Source organism: Acinetobacter sp. Q186-3, from assembly GCF_013420655.1.
In the GTDB taxonomy this organism is placed as follows: Bacteria; Pseudomonadota; Gammaproteobacteria; order Pseudomonadales; family Moraxellaceae; genus Acinetobacter; species Acinetobacter indicus.
Window position 1 is genome coordinate 94103 of record NZ_VOXS01000002.1, and the last position, 19065, is coordinate 113167.

The window sequence follows — 19065 nt, forward strand, 5'->3', positions numbered from 1 at the left end:
TTGTAAAAGAGGGACTTTTCCTCCTTTGAAAAAGGGGGATTAAGGGGGATTAAAATTCAGTTAAAAAACAATATTTGTGACCCAGTCGGAAAGTGAAAATCTTACCGGCACACGGAGAAAAAAATTGAAAGACTTGCTCGATATCATGCGCAAAAAGACGGACTCAGACGGTCATGCTCCTGTAGAGTTTGACCGCATCCGTATTGGTCTTGCGTCACCAGAAATGATTAAGTCGTGGTCTCATGGTGAAGTTAAAAAGCCTGAAACCATTAACTACCGTACCTTCAAACCAGAACGTGACGGTTTATTCTGTGCCAAAATCTTTGGTCCAGTCAAAGATTACGAATGCTTGTGTGGTAAATACAAGCGTATGAAATACAAAGGCGTCATCTGTGAAAAATGTGGCGTTGAAGTAACAACTGCAAAAGTTCGTCGTGAACGTATGGGTCACATTGAGCTGGCATCTCCAGTAGCACACATCTGGTTCTTAAAATCACTGCCGAGCCGTATCGGTCTGTTATTAGACATGACCTTACGTGATATCGAACGTGTTCTGTATTTCGAATCTTATGTAGTGACTGACCCAGGTATGACTCCATTTGAGAAATACCAGCTTCTGAACGATGAAGAATACTTCAATGCGTTGGAAGAGCACGGTGATGAATTCACAGCGAAAATGGGTGCAGAAGCAGTTCAGGACCTGTTAAAAGACATCGATCTTGAAAACGAAATCTCACGCCTGCGTGAAGAAATTCCACAAACAACCTCTGAGACGAAACTGAAAAAAGCGTCTAAGCGTTTGAAATTGATGGAAGCGTTCAAAGAGTCGAACAACAAGCCAGAATGGATGGTGATGAATGTACTGCCAGTACTTCCGCCAGACCTTCGTCCGCTGGTTCCGCTTGAAGGTGGCCGTTTCGCAACGTCTGACCTGAACGACCTTTACCGTCGTGTGATTAACCGTAACAACCGTTTGAAGCGTCTTCTTGACCTTGCAGCGCCAGACATCATCGTACGTAACGAAAAACGTATGTTACAAGAGTCTGTAGATGCATTGCTTGATAACGGTCGTCGTGGTCGTGCGATTACCGGTTCGAACAAACGTCCGCTGAAATCTTTGGCCGATATGATCAAAGGTAAGCAAGGTCGTTTCCGTCAGAACTTGTTGGGTAAACGTGTTGACTATTCAGGCCGTTCGGTGATTACCGTAGGTCCTACTTTACGTTTGCACCAATGTGGTCTTCCGAAGAAAATGGCGCTGGAACTGTTCAAGCCGTTCATCTTTGCGAAACTGCAAGCCTCTGGTCAAGCCACTACCATTAAAGCTGCGAAGAAAATGGTTGAGCGCGAGACGCCAGAAGTTTGGGATGTTCTTGCATCTGTGATTCGTCAGCATCCAGTGATGTTGAACCGTGCGCCAACCCTTCACCGTTTGGGTCTGCAAGCGTTTGAACCGATTCTGATTGAGGGTAAAGCGATCCGTCTGCACCCGCTCGTTTGTGCTGCGTTCAACGCCGACTTCGACGGTGACCAGATGGCGGTACACGTACCATTAACACTTGAAGCGCAATTAGAAGCGCGTGCGTTAATGATGTCGACCAACAACATTCTGTCTCCAGCCAACGGTGAGCCAATCATCGTACCGTCTCAGGACGTGGTCTTGGGTCTTTACTACATCACCCGTGATGCGGTAAATGCCAAAGGTGAAGGCATGGTGTTCGCAGATACGCATGAAGTTAACCGTGCCCTTGCAACCGGTCAGGTTGATCTGCACGCTCGCGTAAAAGCGCGTGTATACCAAACTGTCATCAATGACAACGGTGAGCGTGAGCAACAAACTATTGTTGTAGACACCACACCAGGTCGCTGCCTGCTGTGGGAAGTTGTGCCAGAAGGTTTGAGCTTCGAGCAAATTAACGTTGAGATGACCAAGAAAAACATCTCTAAGTTAATCAACTCTTGCTACCGTAAACTGGGTCTGAAAGACACGGTCATCTTTGCTGATCAATTAATGTACTTGGGCTTCCGTCAAGCGACGCGTTCAGGTGTATCTGTTGGTATGGAAGACATGGTTATTCCACCAAGCAAACAGGCGATCATTGACAAGGCAGAAGCTGAAGTTCGTGAAATCGAACAACAGTTCGAACAAGGTTTCGTAACGGCCGGTGAACGTTATAACAAAGTCGTCGATATCTGGGCACGTACCAATGACCAGGTAGCGAAAGCGATGATGGACAACTTGTCTTTCACCACTGTGAAAAACAAACAGGGTGAAGACGAGAAGCAGAAATCATTCAACTCGATCTACATGATGTCGGATTCTGGTGCCCGTGGTTCGGCAGCTCAGATTCGTCAGCTTGCAGGTATGCGTGGTCTGATGGCGAAGCCGGATGGCTCGATCATTGAAACGCCAATTAAGGCGAACTTCCGTGAAGGTTTGACGGTACTTCAGTACTTCATTTCAACACACGGTGCGCGTAAAGGTTTGGCCGATACTGCACTGAAAACTGCGAACTCGGGTTACCTGACACGTCGTCTGGTTGACGTTGCGCAAGACTTGGTGATCACTGAGCCAGATTGTGGCACCATGGCTGGTTTAGTCATGACCCCATTCATTCAGGGCGGTGACGTGATCGAGAACCTGGGTACGCGAGTACTGGGTCGTGTGGTTGCTGAAGACGTGAAGAAAGCCGGTTCAGATGAAGTGATTCTGCCACGTAACACCTTAATTGACGAAAAACTTGCCAACTTCCTGGAAGAGCAAGGTGTCGATGAAGTGAAAGTACGTTCAGTAGTATCATGTGAATCGACCTTCGGTGTGTGTGCGAAATGTTATGGTCGTGACCTTGCACGCGGTCACTTGGTGAACCCAGGTGAATCTGTGGGTGTAATGGCGGCACAATCAATTGGTGAGCCAGGTACACAGTTAACCATGCGTACCTTCCACGTGGGTGGTGCGGCAAGCCGAACTTCTGCTGCCAACAGCGTTCAAGTACGTAACAAAGGTACCGTACGTTTCCACAACGTGAAAACTGTACAACATGCCAAAGGTCATTTGGTATCGACCTCTCGTTCAGGTGAAATTGGTATTGCAGATGACTTAGGTCGTGAGCGTGAACGTTATAAGATCCCTTACGGTGCGTCTATTCTGCTGAAAGATGGCGAAGCGGTAGAAGCAGGCGGTATCGTGGCGACTTGGGATCCGCATACCCATCCACTGGTAACTGAAGTTGCAGGTAAAGTGCGTTTCAGTCAGATCGCTGATGGCGTAACCGTAACCTCGAAAACGGATGATGCAACTGGTATGACCACAATCGAAATCTTGCCAGTGACTTCACGTCCTGCGTCAGGTAAAGATTTACGTCCTGCTGTTGTGTTAGACACTGTGGACGGTGGTGAACAGTTCTACTTCCTGCCACAAAACACCATTCTTTCGGTTCGCGATGGCGAAACCATTGGTGTCGGTGACGTTATTGGTCGTGTACCACAAGAATCTTCACGTACCCGTGATATTACCGGTGGTCTGCCGCGTGTTGCCGACTTGTTCGAAGCGCGTAAACCAAAAGAGCATGCGATTTTGGCAGAAGTGTCAGGTATCGTGAGCTTCGGTAAAGAGACCAAAGGTAAGAACCGTCTGGTGATTACACCGGATGATGGTTCAGAGATCTACGAAGAGCTGATTCCGAAATGGCGTACCATTAACGTGTTCGAAGGCGAGCATGTGAACCGTGGTGAAACCATTTCTGATGGTCCACAAAACCCGCATGACATCTTACGTCTGAAAGGTGAAGTGGCGTTGACCAACTACATCGTGAATGAAGTTCAGGACGTTTACCGTCTGCAAGGTGTAAAAATCAACGATAAGCATATTGAAGTTATCGTACGTCAAATGCTGCGTAAAGTTGAAATCACTGACGGTGGTGATACCAGCTTCATCAAAGGCGAACAGGTGGATTACATCCGTGTGGTTCAAGAAAACCAGGCTGTACTTGCACAGAACAAGTTCCCAGCGAAGTTTGATCGCCAGTTGATGGGTATTACCAAAGCATCATTGTCGACGGATTCATTCATCTCTGCTGCATCGTTCCAGGAAACCACACGTGTGTTAACTGAAGCGGCTGTAACCGGTAAAGAAGATGATCTACGTGGTCTGAAAGAAAACGTCGTTGTTGGTCGCTTGATCCCAGCGGGTACAGGTTTGGCTTACCACTTAGAGCGTCGTCGTCAGGAAGCAGAAGCTGCAGAGTTTGAACTGCAAAATGACTTCTCTGATGTAGACCAAGCATTAAGTCAGGCATTTAACCAGGAATTCTAAGCTGGTGAAATGACAACAAAGAGACGCCTTCGGGCGTCTTTTTTATGCCTGCAAAAAAGGTATCGCGCTGTACTTTGGTGTTAGATTGGCTGGGTTGCTGCAGCAAAGCGGGTGTTTTTACATAAATCCTCTATTGGTTACCAAGTTGGTAACATATTGCTCAGATTCGACCCATCAATATCGAATAAGCTAAAGCTATGACCAAAACAGGGGAAGAGCGATCATGAAAAAAGTTATCGGTGTTATGGCAGCTGCCACCTTATCTACCTTTATGCTGGCCGGCTGTGAAAGTATGTCTCCAAATGAACAGCGTATTGGTGCAGCGGCCTTAGGTGGTGCAATTGGTGGTGGTGTCGGTGGTAATGTCGGCGGTACTGCAGGTGCAGCCATTGGTGGTGGTGCCGGTGCAGCGGTCGGTAGTAAAACCCAGGATGGTTCAAACCGTAACGCGACCTATAGTGGTGTCGGCGGTGCAATTGGTTCTGCGGTAGGTAAAAGCATCTTCGGTGGTAGTACTGGTGCAGCGATTGGTGGTGCGATTGGTGGCGGTGCAGGTGCCGCGATTGAGCAGAACCGCTAAGTCTGGTTTAGACGATCTCACATAAAAAAAGCGCTTAAATATAAGCGCTTTTTTATTTAGCCGGCAGCATGCGGCTTTTTGCGGCGGATGTATACCGTCTTTTCTACCTCGGCAATACGTACGCCGGCTTCATCAAAAATATTCAGGCGGTAGTTGCGATATACCGGTGCATAATTCTCGGCCAGTTCCCGAATGGTAGCGACCTCCATGGCATTGAGGCGGATATCGGCATAGACCATACTGCGACCGGGCGCTAGAAAGCGGATGGTCGCGGCCTTATCCCAGACAATATATTTTGAGCCAAGATGATGCATCAACAGCAGCATATAAAACGGATCGACCATGGCATACAGGCTACCGCCAAAATGCACCCCAACAATATTCTGGTTTTTACGCGTCAGTGGCATTTTGACACGAATGTGGTAATTGGCCAGATCCATTTTCTCGACCGCAATACCGGCGCCGCGATAGGGGGCATAGCGATTGATCAGGAATTTGGACAGGGTCGGAATTGTCTGTAGTTTTTTTAAAAGGCTCATAAGGGTCAATTATTTTTATTGCACTGATCTGCATACTAGAACAGAAACCGGCAGGTGGCATTGATTTGATTGACTGCACTTGCCAATAAACAGCCAATACAAGAAATCACCCATAAACAGAACAGGATGTCATCATGCACGCTCATACGCAGTGGATTCATACCTCAGACCAGCAGCGCCTGTATGTCAAAAGCTGGGGCAAGCCGGACAATCCGGCGCTGGTACTGGTTCATGGTTATCCCGACAATCAGGAAGTCTGGGAAGCTGTTATTACCCAGCTGATTCAGGATTTTTATATTGTGACCTATGATGTGCGTGGGGCCGGTCAGTCTTCCATTCCAAAGCATATTCATGATTATCGGCTGGCACGCCTGTCTGAAGATTTACTGACTGTGGTGGATGCAGTGCTGCCCAACCGGCCATTTCATCTGGCTGCGCATGATTGGGGTTCAATTCAGTCCTGGGAGTCGGTGACCGATGCCCGGTTTCGCCAGCGGATTCTTTCTTACAGCAGCATTTCCGGGCCTTGTCTGGACCATGCTGCATTCTGGATGCGTGCCCAGTTACAGCAGGGTAAGACTAAATTCTTAAAACAGCTGGGCAAGTCCTGGTATATCGCTGTGTTTCAATTGCCGTTACTGGCACCGACGGTGTGGCAATACATGAGTGCAGAGCGCTGGGGCAAAATGCTACAGCAGCTGGAGCAAAGCTCGGGTCTGGCCTTAAACCCGAATATCCAGCAGGATGGTCAATATGGCGTCAATCTGTATCGGGCCAATTTTATCCCGCGTTTGCTCAAACCACGTCAGCGTGTGGCGATTTGTCCGGTACAGGCCGTGGTACTGACCGAAGACCGCTTTGTCAGTCCGGAGCTGATTGATGAAGTGCCGAACTGGGCAGCAGACTTCCAGCGAGTGGAGATTGCGGCCAATCACTGGGCAATTTTAAGCCAGCCGGAGCGGATTGCTCAACATCTTCGGGATTTTGCATTTTCAAAATCAGGCAGTTAATTTGACTGTTACTGGCAAGGTCAAGACAAATATCGGACAGCGCAACAACAGCAGCTAAATAGCGATCAATCTCTGATAAAATAGCGTTTTTTCTCGATCCGTCTTTTCTTATGTTTGCAATTCTTGCCGCCATCGCAGTCATGTTCGGGCTGTCGTTGGCACGTGTTCCTGTTGTTTTTGCACTGGTCATTGGTGCCGTTACGGGTGGTTTGCTGGCTGGTTTGGGCCTGCAAGGTACTTTAGAGGCGTTTAATAATGGCCTGGGCGGTGGTGCTAAAATTGCTTTGGCCTACGGTATTTTAGGTGCTTTTGCACTGGCTCTGGCGCGTTCAGGTTTACCTGATTTATTGGCCTATAAAATGATTCACACCTTAAAGGGTGAGGCCGATCTGAAAGCGCAAAACCGGGTCAAATACTTTATTTTCCTGGTGGTGGCCATTGCCGCGGTATTCTCCCAGAACGTGATTCCGGTACATATTGCCTTTATTCCGGTGCTGATTCCGCCATTGTTGATGGTATTTAACCACCTGAAACTGGACCGTCGTCTGGTGGCCTGTTTATTGACCTTTGGTCTGGTGGCCACCTATATGCTGGTGCCGGTCGGATTTGGCGCCATCTTCCTGAATGATATTCTGGGCCATAATATTAATACCTTTGGCAAGCCGTATGGATTTGAGATCAGCTATGACCAGATTCCAACAGCGATGGCCATTCCGGTATTCGGGATGTTTGTCGGTTTGCTGATCGCGGTGTTTTTCTCATACCGTAAGCCACGTGAATATAAAGACGTGCATATTGAAGAGCAGCAAAGCATTTCGGCTGAAATGGGTGTGGCACAAAAATCAGGTCAACCTGAAGTGGCGACGTTCACCATCTGGATGGCAGTCATTGCGATTCTGGTAACCCTTGGCGTGCAGCTGTATTCAGATTCGATGATTCTGGCCGGTCTGGTTGGTGTAGCGATTCTGAGCTGTGCCGGGATCTTTAAGTGGAAAGAAGCGGACGATGTTATTATTACCGGTATGCGGATGATGGCACTGGTTGGCTTTATTATGATTGCTGCGCAAGGTTTTGCTGCCGTGATTGAGGCAACAGGACAGGTTTCTGCGCTGGTTGAAGCGTCGGTTGACTGGATTGGTAATAGCCAGGCACTTGCAGCCTTTTTAATGTTGTTGATTGGTTTGCTGATTACTCTGGGTATCGGTTCATCATTCTCTACCATTCCGATTCTGGCGATTATTTATGTACCGCTCTGTATTCAATTTGGTTTTAGTCCTGCAGCAACTATTGCGATCATTGGGACTGCGGCTGCACTGGGCGATGCCGGTTCACCTGCTTCGGATTCGACCTTGGGGCCAACCTCAGGCCTGAATATGGATGGTCAGCATGACCATATGAAAGACAGTGTAGTGCCGACCTTTATTCACTTTAATATCCCGCTGATGATTTTTGGCTGGATTGCCGCCATGGTGCTTTAACCTGAAATATCCCGGGAATAAAATCCCGGGATTTTTTTGAATCATAGATGTATTTATAATAAATCTTATAATCATTCTGATAATCTAATAATAGATGTATTTAAAATATATATTATAGAGTGTTTAAAATAAACCTGAGTATTTTAATCTGAATATTATTATTTAATCTTGATGAATCAGGTTGGTATTTAAAACCAAGTTGTGTGGTTGGTTAAAATAAATTAATTTAATAATCAATAGTTTGAAAATAATATAAAATTATTATATCGGATAAGTATTGCATATTAATTTATAACGTGTTTATTATTAATTAATGTTTAATTTTTGAATAAATAATCTTCCAGTGGGGTATTAAAATGTTAAAGCAAATTACACTCGTTGCATTAATGGGTCTTTCTGCTTCTGCGATGGCAGGCCAATGGCAAGTCAAGCTGGGCGGTTCGGTTGTAGCACCTACAGGCGATTATAATCTAGGCGGCGCAACAGTTGAGGCAGATCATGAATATGCATTTACCCCGTCAGTTGAATATTTCTTTAATGACAATATTTCGACAGAACTGCTTTTAGCTGCACCAATTAACCATGATGTTCAGTTAGCGGGTACAGATGTGGTACGTATTAAACATTTACCACCAACGCTGACGGCAAAATACCATTTTAAAAACAATACCGGTTTTACACCGTACATTGGTGTCGGTGGTACCGCATTTGTGGCTTGGGATGAGCGTACCAAAGGTCTGGGTGATACCGATGTGAAAGTAAAAGAAGATTTTGGTTTTGCCGGCCAGATTGGTTTTAACTTCCAGCCAGCAGATGCCAAAAACTGGGGCGTATTCTTTGATGCACGTTATGCGCAACTTAGCCCTGAAGTTACTTTAAGTGGTGATGTGGCAGCCCAATTCGATTTAGATATCGATCCAATGGTGTACACCATCGGTTATAGCTACAAATTCTAATTATAAAAAAGTACCAATAATAAAATTCAGCGTAGCCCCATCCTTGTGATGGGGCCTTTTTATTGCAAAATGATAACAATAGAACAAAATCAGAATATTGAGTTAAGTATTCGTTTTCATTTAATTTGTAGTGAATGAAATGAAAGAAATGAAAAAGTGAGAAGATCAAATATGAATAGAAATACAACCTTTGCCTTGGTCTTCGCCAGTTTGATCAGCCTGCCTGCCGCTGCAGCCAGCTTTAATTGTGAACGTGCTCAAACCCCAACCGAACATGCCATTTGTGAACATCGTAATGTTAATGATGCCGATGTGAAGATGGCCACCACCTATAAAATTATTAACCGTCTGGTACCGATGGGGACACGTTCGGCTATACGGGATGAACAGGTGCGCTGGCTGGCCCTGCGTGACCGCTGTGGCCAGTCGGTTGAATGTCTGACCCAGGTTTACCAGATGCGTCAGCAAAAGCTGGAGCAGTATATGCAGCGGGTCTATCAGCAGGGCCCATTTTAATATTTTTTTGTTTTCCTATTGAAAAATCGTCGCCTCACTCCAATTCATAAGGCATTCCAATACAACAATGCTGTCAATTTAAGGAGTGATGAATGAGCGAACAAAGCGCACAAAAACACAGTTTCCAGGCTGAAGTGGCTCAGCTTTTACATTTGGTGACGCATTCTCTTTATTCCAACCCTGAAATTTTTCTGCGTGAACTGATTTCTAACGCCTCTGATGCCTGCGATAAATTGCGTTTTGAAGGCATCAACCATCCTGAATATTATGAAAATGATCCGGACCTGCGCGTGCGTGTGCGTCTGGATGCAGAGAACAATACCCTGACCATTTCCGATAACGGTATTGGTTTAAGCCAGCAGGAAGCGATTGATAACCTGGGGACCATTGCCAAATCCGGCACCAAAGACTTTATGTCCAAGCTGACCGGTGATCAAAAAGCCGATGCCCAGCTGATTGGCCAGTTTGGGGTGGGTTTCTACTCTGGCTTTATTGTGGCCGATAAAATTACCGTAGAATCACGCCGTGCCGGTCTGGACGCATCGGAAGGTGTACGCTGGATCAGCGGTGGCACCGGTGAATTTGAAGTCGAGCAAATCAACAAGGAAGGTCGTGGCACCGACATCATCCTGCATTTACGTGAAGATGCGTTGGACTATCTGCAAAGCTATAAAGTGAAGCAGATTATCAATAAATATTCTGATCACATCAGCCTGCCCATTCAAATGCAAAAAGAAGTCTGGCAGGAAGAGGAAGTAGCGGAAGGTGAACAGCCAAAAGGCGGCCAGTATGTGAAAACTGATGAATGGGAAGCGATTAACTCGGCCAGTGCTTTATGGACCCGCAGTAAAAACGAGATTAGCGAAGAACAGTATATCGAGTTTTATAAAAACCTGAGCCATGATTTTGAGGCACCGCTGGCCTGGTCGCATAACCGTGTCGAAGGTAGCACCGAATATACCCAGTTGCTGTATATTCCGCCAAAAGCACCACATGATATTTTTACCCGCGAAGCCAAAGCTGGCATCAAGCTGTATGTCAAACGCGTATTTATTATGGATGATGCTGACAACCTGATTCCAAACTATTTGCGTTTTGTACAGGGTGTGGTGGATAGCGCCGATTTACCACTGAACGTCAGCCGTGAACTGCTACAGGAAAGCCGCGACGTGAAAACTATCCGTGAAGGTAACGCACGCCGTGTGCTGACCATGCTGGATGGTCTGGCCAAATCTGAAGATGAAAAAGACCAAAACAACTTCAAGACTTTCTATCGTGAATTTGGTTCGGTCCTAAAAGAAGGCCTGGGCGAAGACTTTGGTAACCGTGAGCGTATCCTGAAATTATTACGCTATGCAACCTCCACTCAGGATGAGGTCAGCACTTCACTGGCAGATTATAAAGCGCGGATGCAGGATGGCCAGAAAGCCATTTACTATGTAACCGCAGATAGCCTGACCGCGGCCAAGAACTCGCCGCAGCTGGAGCTGTTCAAGAAAAAAGGCATTGAAGTCCTGCTGATGACTGAACGTGTTGATGAATGGGCCATGAACTTCGTACATGAGTTTGATGGTACACCGCTGCAAAACGTGTCTAAAGGTGCGGTCGATTTGGGTGATCTGCAAGATGCCGAAGAGAAGAAGGCACTGGAACAGGCTGCAGAGCAGTTTAAGCCGGTGGTGGAGCAGCTGTCTGAATCGCTGAAAGACAAAACCAAAGAAGTGCGCGTGACCACACGACTGGTCGACTCTCCGGCCTGTCTGGTTACGGCTGACGGGGAATTGTCGCCACAGCTGATCCGCATGCTAAAAGATGCCGGTCAGCCGGTGCCAGAAATGAAGCCGATTCTGGAAATTAACCCGCAGCATCCGTTGGTGCAAAAACTGCAAGGTTCGGCTCAGTTTGATGATCTGGCCAATGTGATTTTTGATCAGGCCCTGATTGCAGAAGGGGGACTACCAGAAAATCCGGCAGAGTACCTGAAACGCATCAACAGTCTGCTCTTAAAATAAGCCTATTAAAAAAACCTCCTGCGTGATCTGACCCCAATAAGTTGGACGGTTTGATTAAGCAGCTTTTAAGGACTGAGTTCTGTATTGTACAGGACTCAGTCCTTTTAATTTAACCTTGATTCGTTCATGGTTGTAATAATGAATATATTCTTTCACGGTCTGTTCCAACTCTTCAACTGAATTAAATTCCTCACCATAGAAACATTCTGATTTAAGTATTCCAAAGAAGCTTTCCATTGAAGCGTTGTCTAGACAGTTACCTTTACGCGACATACTTTGAATAAGCCCGTGCTGTTGAAGCTGTTGCTGATAAAATCTCATTTGATATTGCCAGCCCTGATCTGAATGAATAATTGGCTTATCATTCGGGCTGAGCTTGGCGATAGCATCTTTCAACATATCTTTAACTAAACCAAACAGTGGTCTACGTTGGAGCTGAAACGCAATGATTTCACCATTAAACAAATCCATTATGGGTGACAGATAAAGTTTTTCACCGCGTACATTAAATTCAGTTACATCTGTTACCCACTTCTGATTGGGCTTGTCTGCCTTGAATTGACGCTGCAACACATTCTTAGCAATTTTACCAATTTGCCCCTTATAAGAGCGATACTTTACAGCTCTAATACATGATCTGAGCTGCATGGACTGCATCAAGCGTTGAACACACTTATGGTTAATGGTAAACCCCAAATTCTTCAAGGCAAGTGTAATCCTGCGATACCCGTATCGTCCCTTATGTTTATGATATATCGCCTTAATTTGCTGTTTAAGGTCACTATATTTATCTTCACGCTTTGATTGCTGCTCATGATAAAAGTAAGTGCTTCGAGCCATTTCTGATGTACGTAACAAGTGCCTTAATTGATAGCTTTGCCTTAATTCAGATATGAATCTTGCAGCCGTTGCTGTTCGGCTTTTTCCTGTTCTTTGCGCTTCTGAATCAAGGCTCTCCGCTTTTTTAGATAAGCGACCTCTGCCCGTAGATACGCCAATTCCTCAAGTAGCTGTTCTTGAGTTTTATTTCGATCTTCTTGTGAGGTTTTAATTCTAGGTCGCTGTGGCTTTGGCATCTGTTTGGGGCGTCCTTTGGGCTTAGATTTTAAGCCATCTATACCGTGTGCCTGATATTTGCGCAACCATGTAGAAAGAGTTCCAACTTCTTTTAATTTAAAAAATCTTAAAGCATCGATAAGTGACAAGCCATCATTCAATATTTTAAGAACAACTTTAAGTTTGAACTCTGTAGAGTAGGTTATGCGATGAGATTGAGGTTTCAAGCCGTCTTCGCCAAGAGTCTGGTATATAGCAACCCATTGTCGAATAGTAGCTCTGTCTAATTTATATTTATTAGCTGTTTTTCTAAACCCATCATCATTTTTATTTGATAAATAATTTTGAACAACTTCAAGTTTAAACTGTTGAGAATATTTAGCCATAGAAAAGCACCCTTCAAATTGGACTAAGAGTGTCCAAATTTCGGGGTGCAGATCATGCGGGAGGTTTTTTAATGCACGATTATATTGTTGACGGTTTTAGAACAGGGCTTCTAAACGCAGCAAGACACTCGGGAAATGGCTGCGGTCTTCACGGTCATCATTATAGTAATTCAGGTCGCCCTGCACAAAAAACCATTCGCGCAAGAACGGCTGACGCCAGGACACAAATGGCCCCCAGCTGTTCAGGCGTAAATCATCATTATGATAATAACCGCCGGTGTAGAGCCCGTAGTTAAAACGGTTGCCATGGAAAAACTGGTGCTGTCTAAAGCTGTAATTGTCCCATCTGAGGTCATCATCCTGTTCATCGGCATAGGTCAGGCTAAACTGGTTGCTTAAAAACGGATGATCAGGCCGGGCATGAATAAGTTCCAGGTTGGTTCTTAAATAGTTTTCACTGTCGAGGCCGTAACGGTAAATCTGCTCGGCATGAAAGGAAAAGTCATTGACCAGTTCCCAGTCCTTGGCAATTTTTAAACGGGCATAAATATCATCACCGGAACGCACCCCGAGGTCGGCATCAGTTTCAAAGGGTAAGCGTTCAGTGAAGTCAGACCAGCGTAAGGCCAGGGAGCTGTTGTCTTCACGCGCCCGTCGACCATCCAGGGTTTTGTCCGGGCTGTTGCTGGGGTTTTCATTGGTAATGGCAACACTGTTTTGCAGTTCGTTATCCAGTGAGTCATCACCAAAGACCAGACTTAATTTGCGTTCCAGCGTCGGCAGTTTAATCCGGCCACGTACCCGCGGTTTAATATCGTAGTCATCATATTTGTTCCAGCGACTGTCGACCAGAATACGCAAGGTCGCAGAGGCCGGTTCCTCCGGGCTGGTTTCTCCAAACCAGTTATCAATTTTATGTGCGGTATTGTCTGCCCAATGGCGAATCTGCTTCTGGCGCCGGTCTACCCAGCTTTGTTCTTCGGTTTCATGCGTGGGCGGCACAATCGGTTCATTCGACTGTTCCGGCAAAATGGTCGGGGTGGCATCAATCAGCCGCGGCAGGGTATAGAAAAAACCATTACCCGCCTCAGTTTCGGGCACCAGTGGCACCTCATAACCTGGTGGTGCGGTCTGCGGTTCTGTCTCCAGGTTGGTATTGTTGTCTGCAACCGTATATCCACTGCCTAACAGGCAAAATAATAATAATGATGGCGCTATAAAATGTACTTTTCTTGGCATTATTTACTGATCTTTAAGCTCTTTTTGCTAGTGTTGAAAATCTTCAGGCGAAAAGCAAGATGCAGCTACAAAAACATAAACATTAACTGGCGGTGAGCCGTTGAATGGCCTGAACCAGACGTAAAGGGTCGACCGGCGCAGGCAGGTGATTCAAGACTTTTTGAATGATTTGCCAGCTCACGCCCTGCTGACGATCGAGCAGAATATAGGGATAGGCCGGTTCGGTACGCGCCAGTTGTAAACGCTGCTGGCCATGAATCAGGCGAATTTTTTGTCGCTCTTTTAATAAAATCAGCGGGGTGGCCAGCGTGGCTGCTGTTTCCTCAAACTGGATAAATTTCTGGGTATGAATCAGGTGCAGCGGAATAAACGGATAATAATCTTCTTTGTGCCAGATCATCTGCTCGGCATGTTGATAGCACTGAAACAGACTGTCCAGCGCAAACAGCTGGCTTTCCAGTACAGCGCTGTCTATTTCACGAATTGCGGCAATTTCATGTTCATGCTGCTGGCTAAAGGCGTGGGCAAAACGGGTGGCCTGCATAGCATCCAAGGCGCCAAACAAGACCAGATATTTAATAAAACGGCCTTGGGCATTAATTTGCTCGGCCACATAACCGGGGCGTTTGAGCAGAGCCGCTTGCTCTGCATCATGAACCAGCACATCGGCATACTGCATCACTTCAGGCCGGGCCGGTAAAAATACCCAGCACAGTTTTTCCGCCGGCAGATGGTCCAGGGGTAATTCGGAAATCGGGCAGCTGAGCTGATTGAGCAGCAGATGACGGGCGCTAGACTCTGCTTGCTGTTCAGGCTGAACAGGTGCGGCTTTGGTAGGCTTGAACTGCTGAGCTGCTTCTTCAGGTTCTATCGCTACAGATGAACGTGCTGCGACGGTATGCTGAAAGGCCTGCGTTGCGGCATAGTTTTGCTGGTTAAGTAATTCCAGATCGGTGTGCAGACTGCGATACTGATGCTGCTGTTGCAACATCCAGCGATAGACCTGTTCCAGATTGCCCCAGTCACTGAGCAGGGCAGTACGTGCGGGTGCCGGAATCAGCCAGATTTGCCAGCCGGAGGCGGGCTGATACAAGATGGCCCAACCTGAATCGGGCTGGGTATATAAAGCTTGTTCTAGAGCCTCAACCTGCTGAAACACCCCCCGAAAAGAACATGCATAAATGGTGTCGCGCGCAAATTCTTCGGCAGAACGTTCCGGCTGCACCTGTGCCTTATAGGCCAGAATCTGTTTTTTAAACAGCGGCTGGTCGCATTCAACAAAAATACTTTTAATCCGGCTTTTGGCCTTGGCGGTTTCATACAGACTCAAGGAACGACGCTCCAGTGCGCCCGTCAGGTCATGCAGTTCTTTAATCAGCCGGGATTTTTCTAAAGTATTCATGGTGGAAACTTAAACCAGTTGTTGTGCTTTTTCCAGATAACTGGCCAGGACAATATTCAGGGCCAGTTCAACCAATTTGTATTCGGCAGAATGCGGCTGTGAATAATGTTCCGCCAGCGCCACCAGATTTTCTACATTAATCTCTTGTGGAGAAATTTTTCTCTGAATCAGGGCTTGAAGTTCGTGCATTGCTCTCTCATCAACCTGTACTTAAATAATTGTTTTGGATCACTTTGATTATAGGTATTTCACTAAAAATTACATGAAAAAAAATGTCAGCTTTTGTGGATTTTTAGGCATTTATGACAGAAATTGGGATTTCAATATAAGAAATATTAAAAAATTTTTTAGATAAATTTCAGTTAAATCAGAGAATAAACAGATCATGCTGCCGAATTGACAAAAAATGTCAGTCTCAAATTGTCCGGTCGGATCAGGTGCAAGGCGCAGAATGGTCCCAAACCGCAATAAAAAAAGCAGACCTGAGGTCTGCTTGTATTTAAAGAAGTGCTTAAGCTTCTTTGTTCTGTTCAGCGCTTGCAGGCTGATCGTTGCTCACGGTTTCAGTGTGGGCTTTTTCAGTCGGGAAGCTTGGTACATAAACCATTTCTGCTGATACATTGGCTGCATACAGGGTGACCATAAACAGGCCAAGCGCTTTTAAAACGTTCATCAATCTTACCTTCACAAAAAAAGGATGACTTGGGAGAAAAGTCATCGTGGGAGAGTGTATTCAAACAACAGCTATGATAGCGCGTTGTGATTGAGAGAAAATGATCATATCGGCAAGTTTAAGACTTTTTGTTAAAAAATAACATTTAAAAACAATAAATTAGAATAATTGCTCTAATCATTTAGCTACAAGATTTAAATTAATGATGATTTTTACAAGAACGAGATCATCCTGTTTTAAGATGAAAAAATCTCCAGATTTTTTGCCCCATCCACGCGTCATCTCTGTACAAATCCCTTGATCTGTATAGAGATGTAAGTTTTTGACGCGCTATGGTTAAGCGCTCTTTTATTGTCTATTTTTTATTCTAAGATGAACGTTTATACCAACACTGAGGGATCAATCATGGCGATTGCAAAAGTAGTAGAAGTGAATGCCAGCAGTAATAAAAGTTTTGAAGATGCCATTCAAAGCGGCATTGCCAAAGTCGGTGAAACAGTCAAAAACCTGCAGGGTGCCTGGATTAATGAACAGAAAGTGGTGATTAAGGACAATAAGATTACCGAGTATCGGGTCAATTTAAAAATCAGTTTCCTGGTGGAATAAGGCACATAGAAAAAATCCCCGTAAGGGGATTTTTTTATGACAGAGCTGCTTAAAGATACAACTGCTTATTGTTCCGGTACATCGCACTGGTCATCCTGGCATTGCGCGCCGTTGTCTGCAGGTGTTTCCAAAGCTTTTTTCAGCACCTGTTCAAACACTTCCCGTGGCTGTGCACCGGCTAAAGCAACGCGCTGGTCAAATACAAAAAAGGGTACGCCCGTCACTTTAAGCTGATCACGTGCTACATCCTGATCAAATTTCACAAAATCGGCATAGGCATCAGAATCGAGCACATCATCGACTTCCACCGGGTTTAAACCGATACGCGCAGCGACATCTTCCAGCGTTTCGCGTTCGCCAATGGCTAGACCTTGGGTCATATAGCTGTAGAAAAAGGCTTCCTTGGCTTCATTGCCCAAGCCTTTGCTTTGCGCCAGATGAATCAGACGGTGGGCATTCAAGGTATTGCCGGAATTGGCCTGTTCCCAGTTAAATTGGATGCCTTCTTCAGCAGCCATGCTGGCAATATTGCGCTGCATGTCTTCTACTTCCGCCAGGGTACGGCCATATTTTTGCGCCAGACGTTCAGAATTGGAAATTTCCTGACGTTCCGGTGCCTCCGGGTCAAGCTGGAAGCTGTGCCAGTGCACCTCAAGTTCTACGCCGACCTGTGCTGCCGTGGCTTCAAGACGTTTTTTGCCGATATAACAGAAAGGGCAGACCACATCGGACCAGATATCTACACGCATGAATATTCTCTTTGCCTTGTTTTCAACTATTGATGGGGATGATTTGCCTGAATTAAAGCCGAGATGGGTACTTTGCCGCCAGCAAACCGTATTTTTCATCCTCATCACTTTATATTTTTTGAAAATGAGCTAAACAATAAAAAAATTAGCTGAATAAAATAAATCACTTAAGTCATTTTTATTGTTTGATCTTTTGTGTGCTTTGTTGAATAATTTTGTCTAAAAAACAGGCGATACAACAACAAAGCGTTATGATAACGAGAAATACAACAAGAGGACAGGATATGCGACGTATAGTGTGGATCATCGTCCTCGTGACCTGTGCCGTGTTTGGATTGATGTTTTATCAATATCAGGCACAACAAAAAGAACTGACCCAATTACACGAATATCAGAACGTACTGTATGACAAGGCCGAGCAGATTTATGTACAGGCGCAGGATTGGTCGACCCCGATTCAGGTTGATCCGTCCGATCCGCGTTTAAGCGGTGATTATGCCCTGATGGCTGAATTTGTGATTAGCCATCTGGTGCAAAGTGCCGAAGCGCGTAACAGCTATTTACGCGAACTGAAAGCGTTGCAATGGGATCAGTTTCTGGATATTAAACGCCTGAATGAAGATAAAAAACAGGACTATGCCGAAACTGAAGCGATGCTGTCACAGGTCAAGGCTATGATGGAGCTATATCAGGAGCATCTGACTGAACATGAAGCACAGGCGCTGGCCCAAATTGAAGAATTACCGATTAAATCGCATCTACGCCGTCAGTTAAGTGAATCTCTGCTGGAAAGCCGCCAGAATGATGAAGGCACAGTGCTGTTTGAGCTGGAAAAACAGAGCCTGAGTCAGGCCTATGTGCTGCTTGGGATTCTAAAAAATAATCGCTGGGAAATGAAAAACAACCTGTTTATGTTCTATGAAGATGCAGGCCTGAAACAGTTTAATCAGGCCTATCAGGACATGCTCAAGCTGAATCAGCAAATGCAGGAGATTACCCAGGCGCATCAGCAGGCATTGGCTGAAAAACTGTAAGTAACAGCTCAACTTCTTGCACCTGTTTTAAGCCAAAGCTTAATACTGCCCCAACACCGTCATGGGGCAGTATCGGCAGATGCAAGGTGCATTCTTAATGATCACCTGGCCACAGGCTCAGGACATATTTTAGTGCTGCTGCTGGCCGCGATGGCTGTGAAAATGCACTGTGAGTGTACAGCCTCTAGAGCTTTTTAAGGGTGTGGATGGCTACGAGTTATATACATGGACAGCATCGTGCGTGATCCATTTAAAAAGAGGAAAAGAATAAAATTATGAATGAAAAAATATTGGTATAAGTAATTGATAAAATTCTAAAATTTAAGAAATTATCTTTCTATTCTTTCTTGTTTTTAACTAGTTCATCTCCTCCTCATGTTGGTGCCGATTTACCAGCAAAATCCGGCAGATTTTTTTTTAAAATGGCATAGTAATTGCTCCAATCCCGCAGGAATAGCGCTTGTCTGCAACATGCAGGCAAGGGCCAGTATATTTTTAAAAGATGGCTTCAGAG

15 protein-coding genes and 1 pseudogene are annotated in these 19065 nt (G+C 45.6%); 9 read left to right on the forward strand and 7 right to left on the reverse strand.

The window, feature by feature from the left end; all coding sequences use genetic code 11:
* Positions 1-124 precede the first annotated feature (124 nt).
* Together rpoC and FTT64_RS02215 are read left to right on the forward strand one after the other, a co-directional pair.
* Positions 125-4315, forward strand: coding sequence for a DNA-directed RNA polymerase subunit beta' (gene rpoC, locus FTT64_RS02210; RefSeq protein ID WP_180181999.1), 4191 nt, complete (start codon positions 125-127; stop codon positions 4313-4315).
* Between the two features lie 223 nt (positions 4316-4538).
* Positions 4539-4895, forward strand: a complete 357-nt coding sequence (locus tag FTT64_RS02215) for a hypothetical protein (RefSeq protein ID WP_005181692.1) — start codon at positions 4539-4541, stop codon at positions 4893-4895.
* A 56-nt stretch (positions 4896-4951) separates the two neighbouring features.
* Here FTT64_RS02215 and FTT64_RS02220 read toward each other — a convergent pair whose 3' ends face one another.
* Positions 4952-5434, reverse strand: coding sequence for a DUF4442 domain-containing protein (locus tag FTT64_RS02220; protein WP_005181693.1), 483 nt, complete (start codon positions 5432-5434; stop codon positions 4952-4954).
* Positions 5435-5568: 134 nt separating this feature from the next.
* Between FTT64_RS02220 and FTT64_RS02225 the strand changes: the two genes are divergently transcribed.
* The 5 genes from FTT64_RS02225 (at position 5569) to htpG (ending at position 11406) form a co-directional block, all read left to right on the forward strand.
* Positions 5569-6444 (forward strand): alpha/beta fold hydrolase, encoded by an 876-nt coding sequence (locus FTT64_RS02225; protein WP_168383607.1) that lies wholly within the window; start codon positions 5569-5571, stop codon positions 6442-6444.
* A 110-nt stretch (positions 6445-6554) separates the two neighbouring features.
* On the forward strand, positions 6555-7922 hold the full coding sequence (locus FTT64_RS02230; protein ID WP_005181697.1) for a Na+/H+ antiporter family protein: 1368 nt from the start codon (positions 6555-6557) through the stop codon (positions 7920-7922).
* Between the two features lie 356 nt (positions 7923-8278).
* Positions 8279-8878, forward strand: coding sequence for an OmpW family protein (locus tag FTT64_RS02235; RefSeq protein WP_163146198.1), 600 nt, complete (start codon positions 8279-8281; stop codon positions 8876-8878).
* Positions 8879-9049: 171 nt separating this feature from the next.
* Positions 9050-9394: a lysozyme inhibitor LprI family protein gene (locus FTT64_RS02240; RefSeq protein ID WP_016659674.1), complete on the forward strand. Its 345-nt coding sequence runs from the start codon at positions 9050-9052 to the stop codon at positions 9392-9394.
* Positions 9395-9486: 92 nt separating this feature from the next.
* On the forward strand, positions 9487-11406 hold the full coding sequence (gene htpG, locus FTT64_RS02245; protein WP_005181707.1) for a molecular chaperone HtpG: 1920 nt from the start codon (positions 9487-9489) through the stop codon (positions 11404-11406).
* 54 nt (positions 11407-11460) lie between these two features.
* Here the strand turns inward: htpG and FTT64_RS02250 are convergent.
* The 5 genes and pseudogenes from FTT64_RS02250 to FTT64_RS02270 all read right to left on the reverse strand — a co-directional run bounded on the left by FTT64_RS02250 (position 11461) and on the right by FTT64_RS02270 (position 16162).
* Positions 11461-12848, reverse strand: a protein-coding gene (locus tag FTT64_RS02250; protein WP_373685922.1) for an IS3 family transposase whose coding sequence is annotated in 2 segments (ribosomal slippage) — positions 11461-12351 and positions 12354-12848 — 1386 coding nt in all. Because the reading frame shifts where the segments join, the coding sequence is not laid out codon by codon here.
* A 96-nt stretch (positions 12849-12944) separates the two neighbouring features.
* Positions 12945-13907, reverse strand: a pseudogene (locus FTT64_RS02255) (hypothetical protein); the annotation flags it as partial.
* Between the two features lie 262 nt (positions 13908-14169).
* Positions 14170-15489: a hypothetical protein gene (locus FTT64_RS02260; RefSeq protein WP_180181998.1), complete on the reverse strand. Its 1320-nt coding sequence runs from the start codon at positions 15487-15489 to the stop codon at positions 14170-14172.
* A gap of 9 nt (positions 15490-15498) precedes the next feature.
* Positions 15499-15678 carry a hypothetical protein gene (locus FTT64_RS02265; RefSeq protein WP_005181710.1) on the reverse strand — a complete coding sequence of 60 codons (180 nt, stop codon included), beginning with the start codon at positions 15676-15678 and terminating at the stop codon, positions 15499-15501.
* A gap of 322 nt (positions 15679-16000) precedes the next feature.
* A complete protein-coding gene (locus tag FTT64_RS02270) occupies positions 16001-16162 on the reverse strand; it encodes a hypothetical protein (protein WP_168369786.1) in 162 nt (53 codons plus the stop codon).
* A gap of 405 nt (positions 16163-16567) precedes the next feature.
* Between FTT64_RS02270 and FTT64_RS02275 the strand changes: the two genes are divergently transcribed.
* Entirely contained in the window at positions 16568-16768 is a 201-nt protein-coding gene (locus tag FTT64_RS02275; protein ID WP_005181715.1) for a dodecin family protein, read from the forward strand.
* Positions 16769-16833: 65 nt separating this feature from the next.
* On the opposite strand, the gene FTT64_RS02280 is transcribed toward FTT64_RS02275, so the two are convergent.
* Positions 16834-17517, reverse strand: a complete 684-nt coding sequence (locus FTT64_RS02280; protein ID WP_180181997.1) for a DsbA family oxidoreductase — start codon at positions 17515-17517, stop codon at positions 16834-16836.
* 284 nt (positions 17518-17801) lie between these two features.
* Here FTT64_RS02280 and FTT64_RS02285 point away from each other — a divergent pair, with 284 nt between their 5' ends.
* A complete protein-coding gene (locus tag FTT64_RS02285; protein WP_104471815.1) occupies positions 17802-18551 on the forward strand; it encodes a hypothetical protein in 750 nt (249 codons plus the stop codon).
* Positions 18552-19065 lie beyond the last annotated feature (514 nt).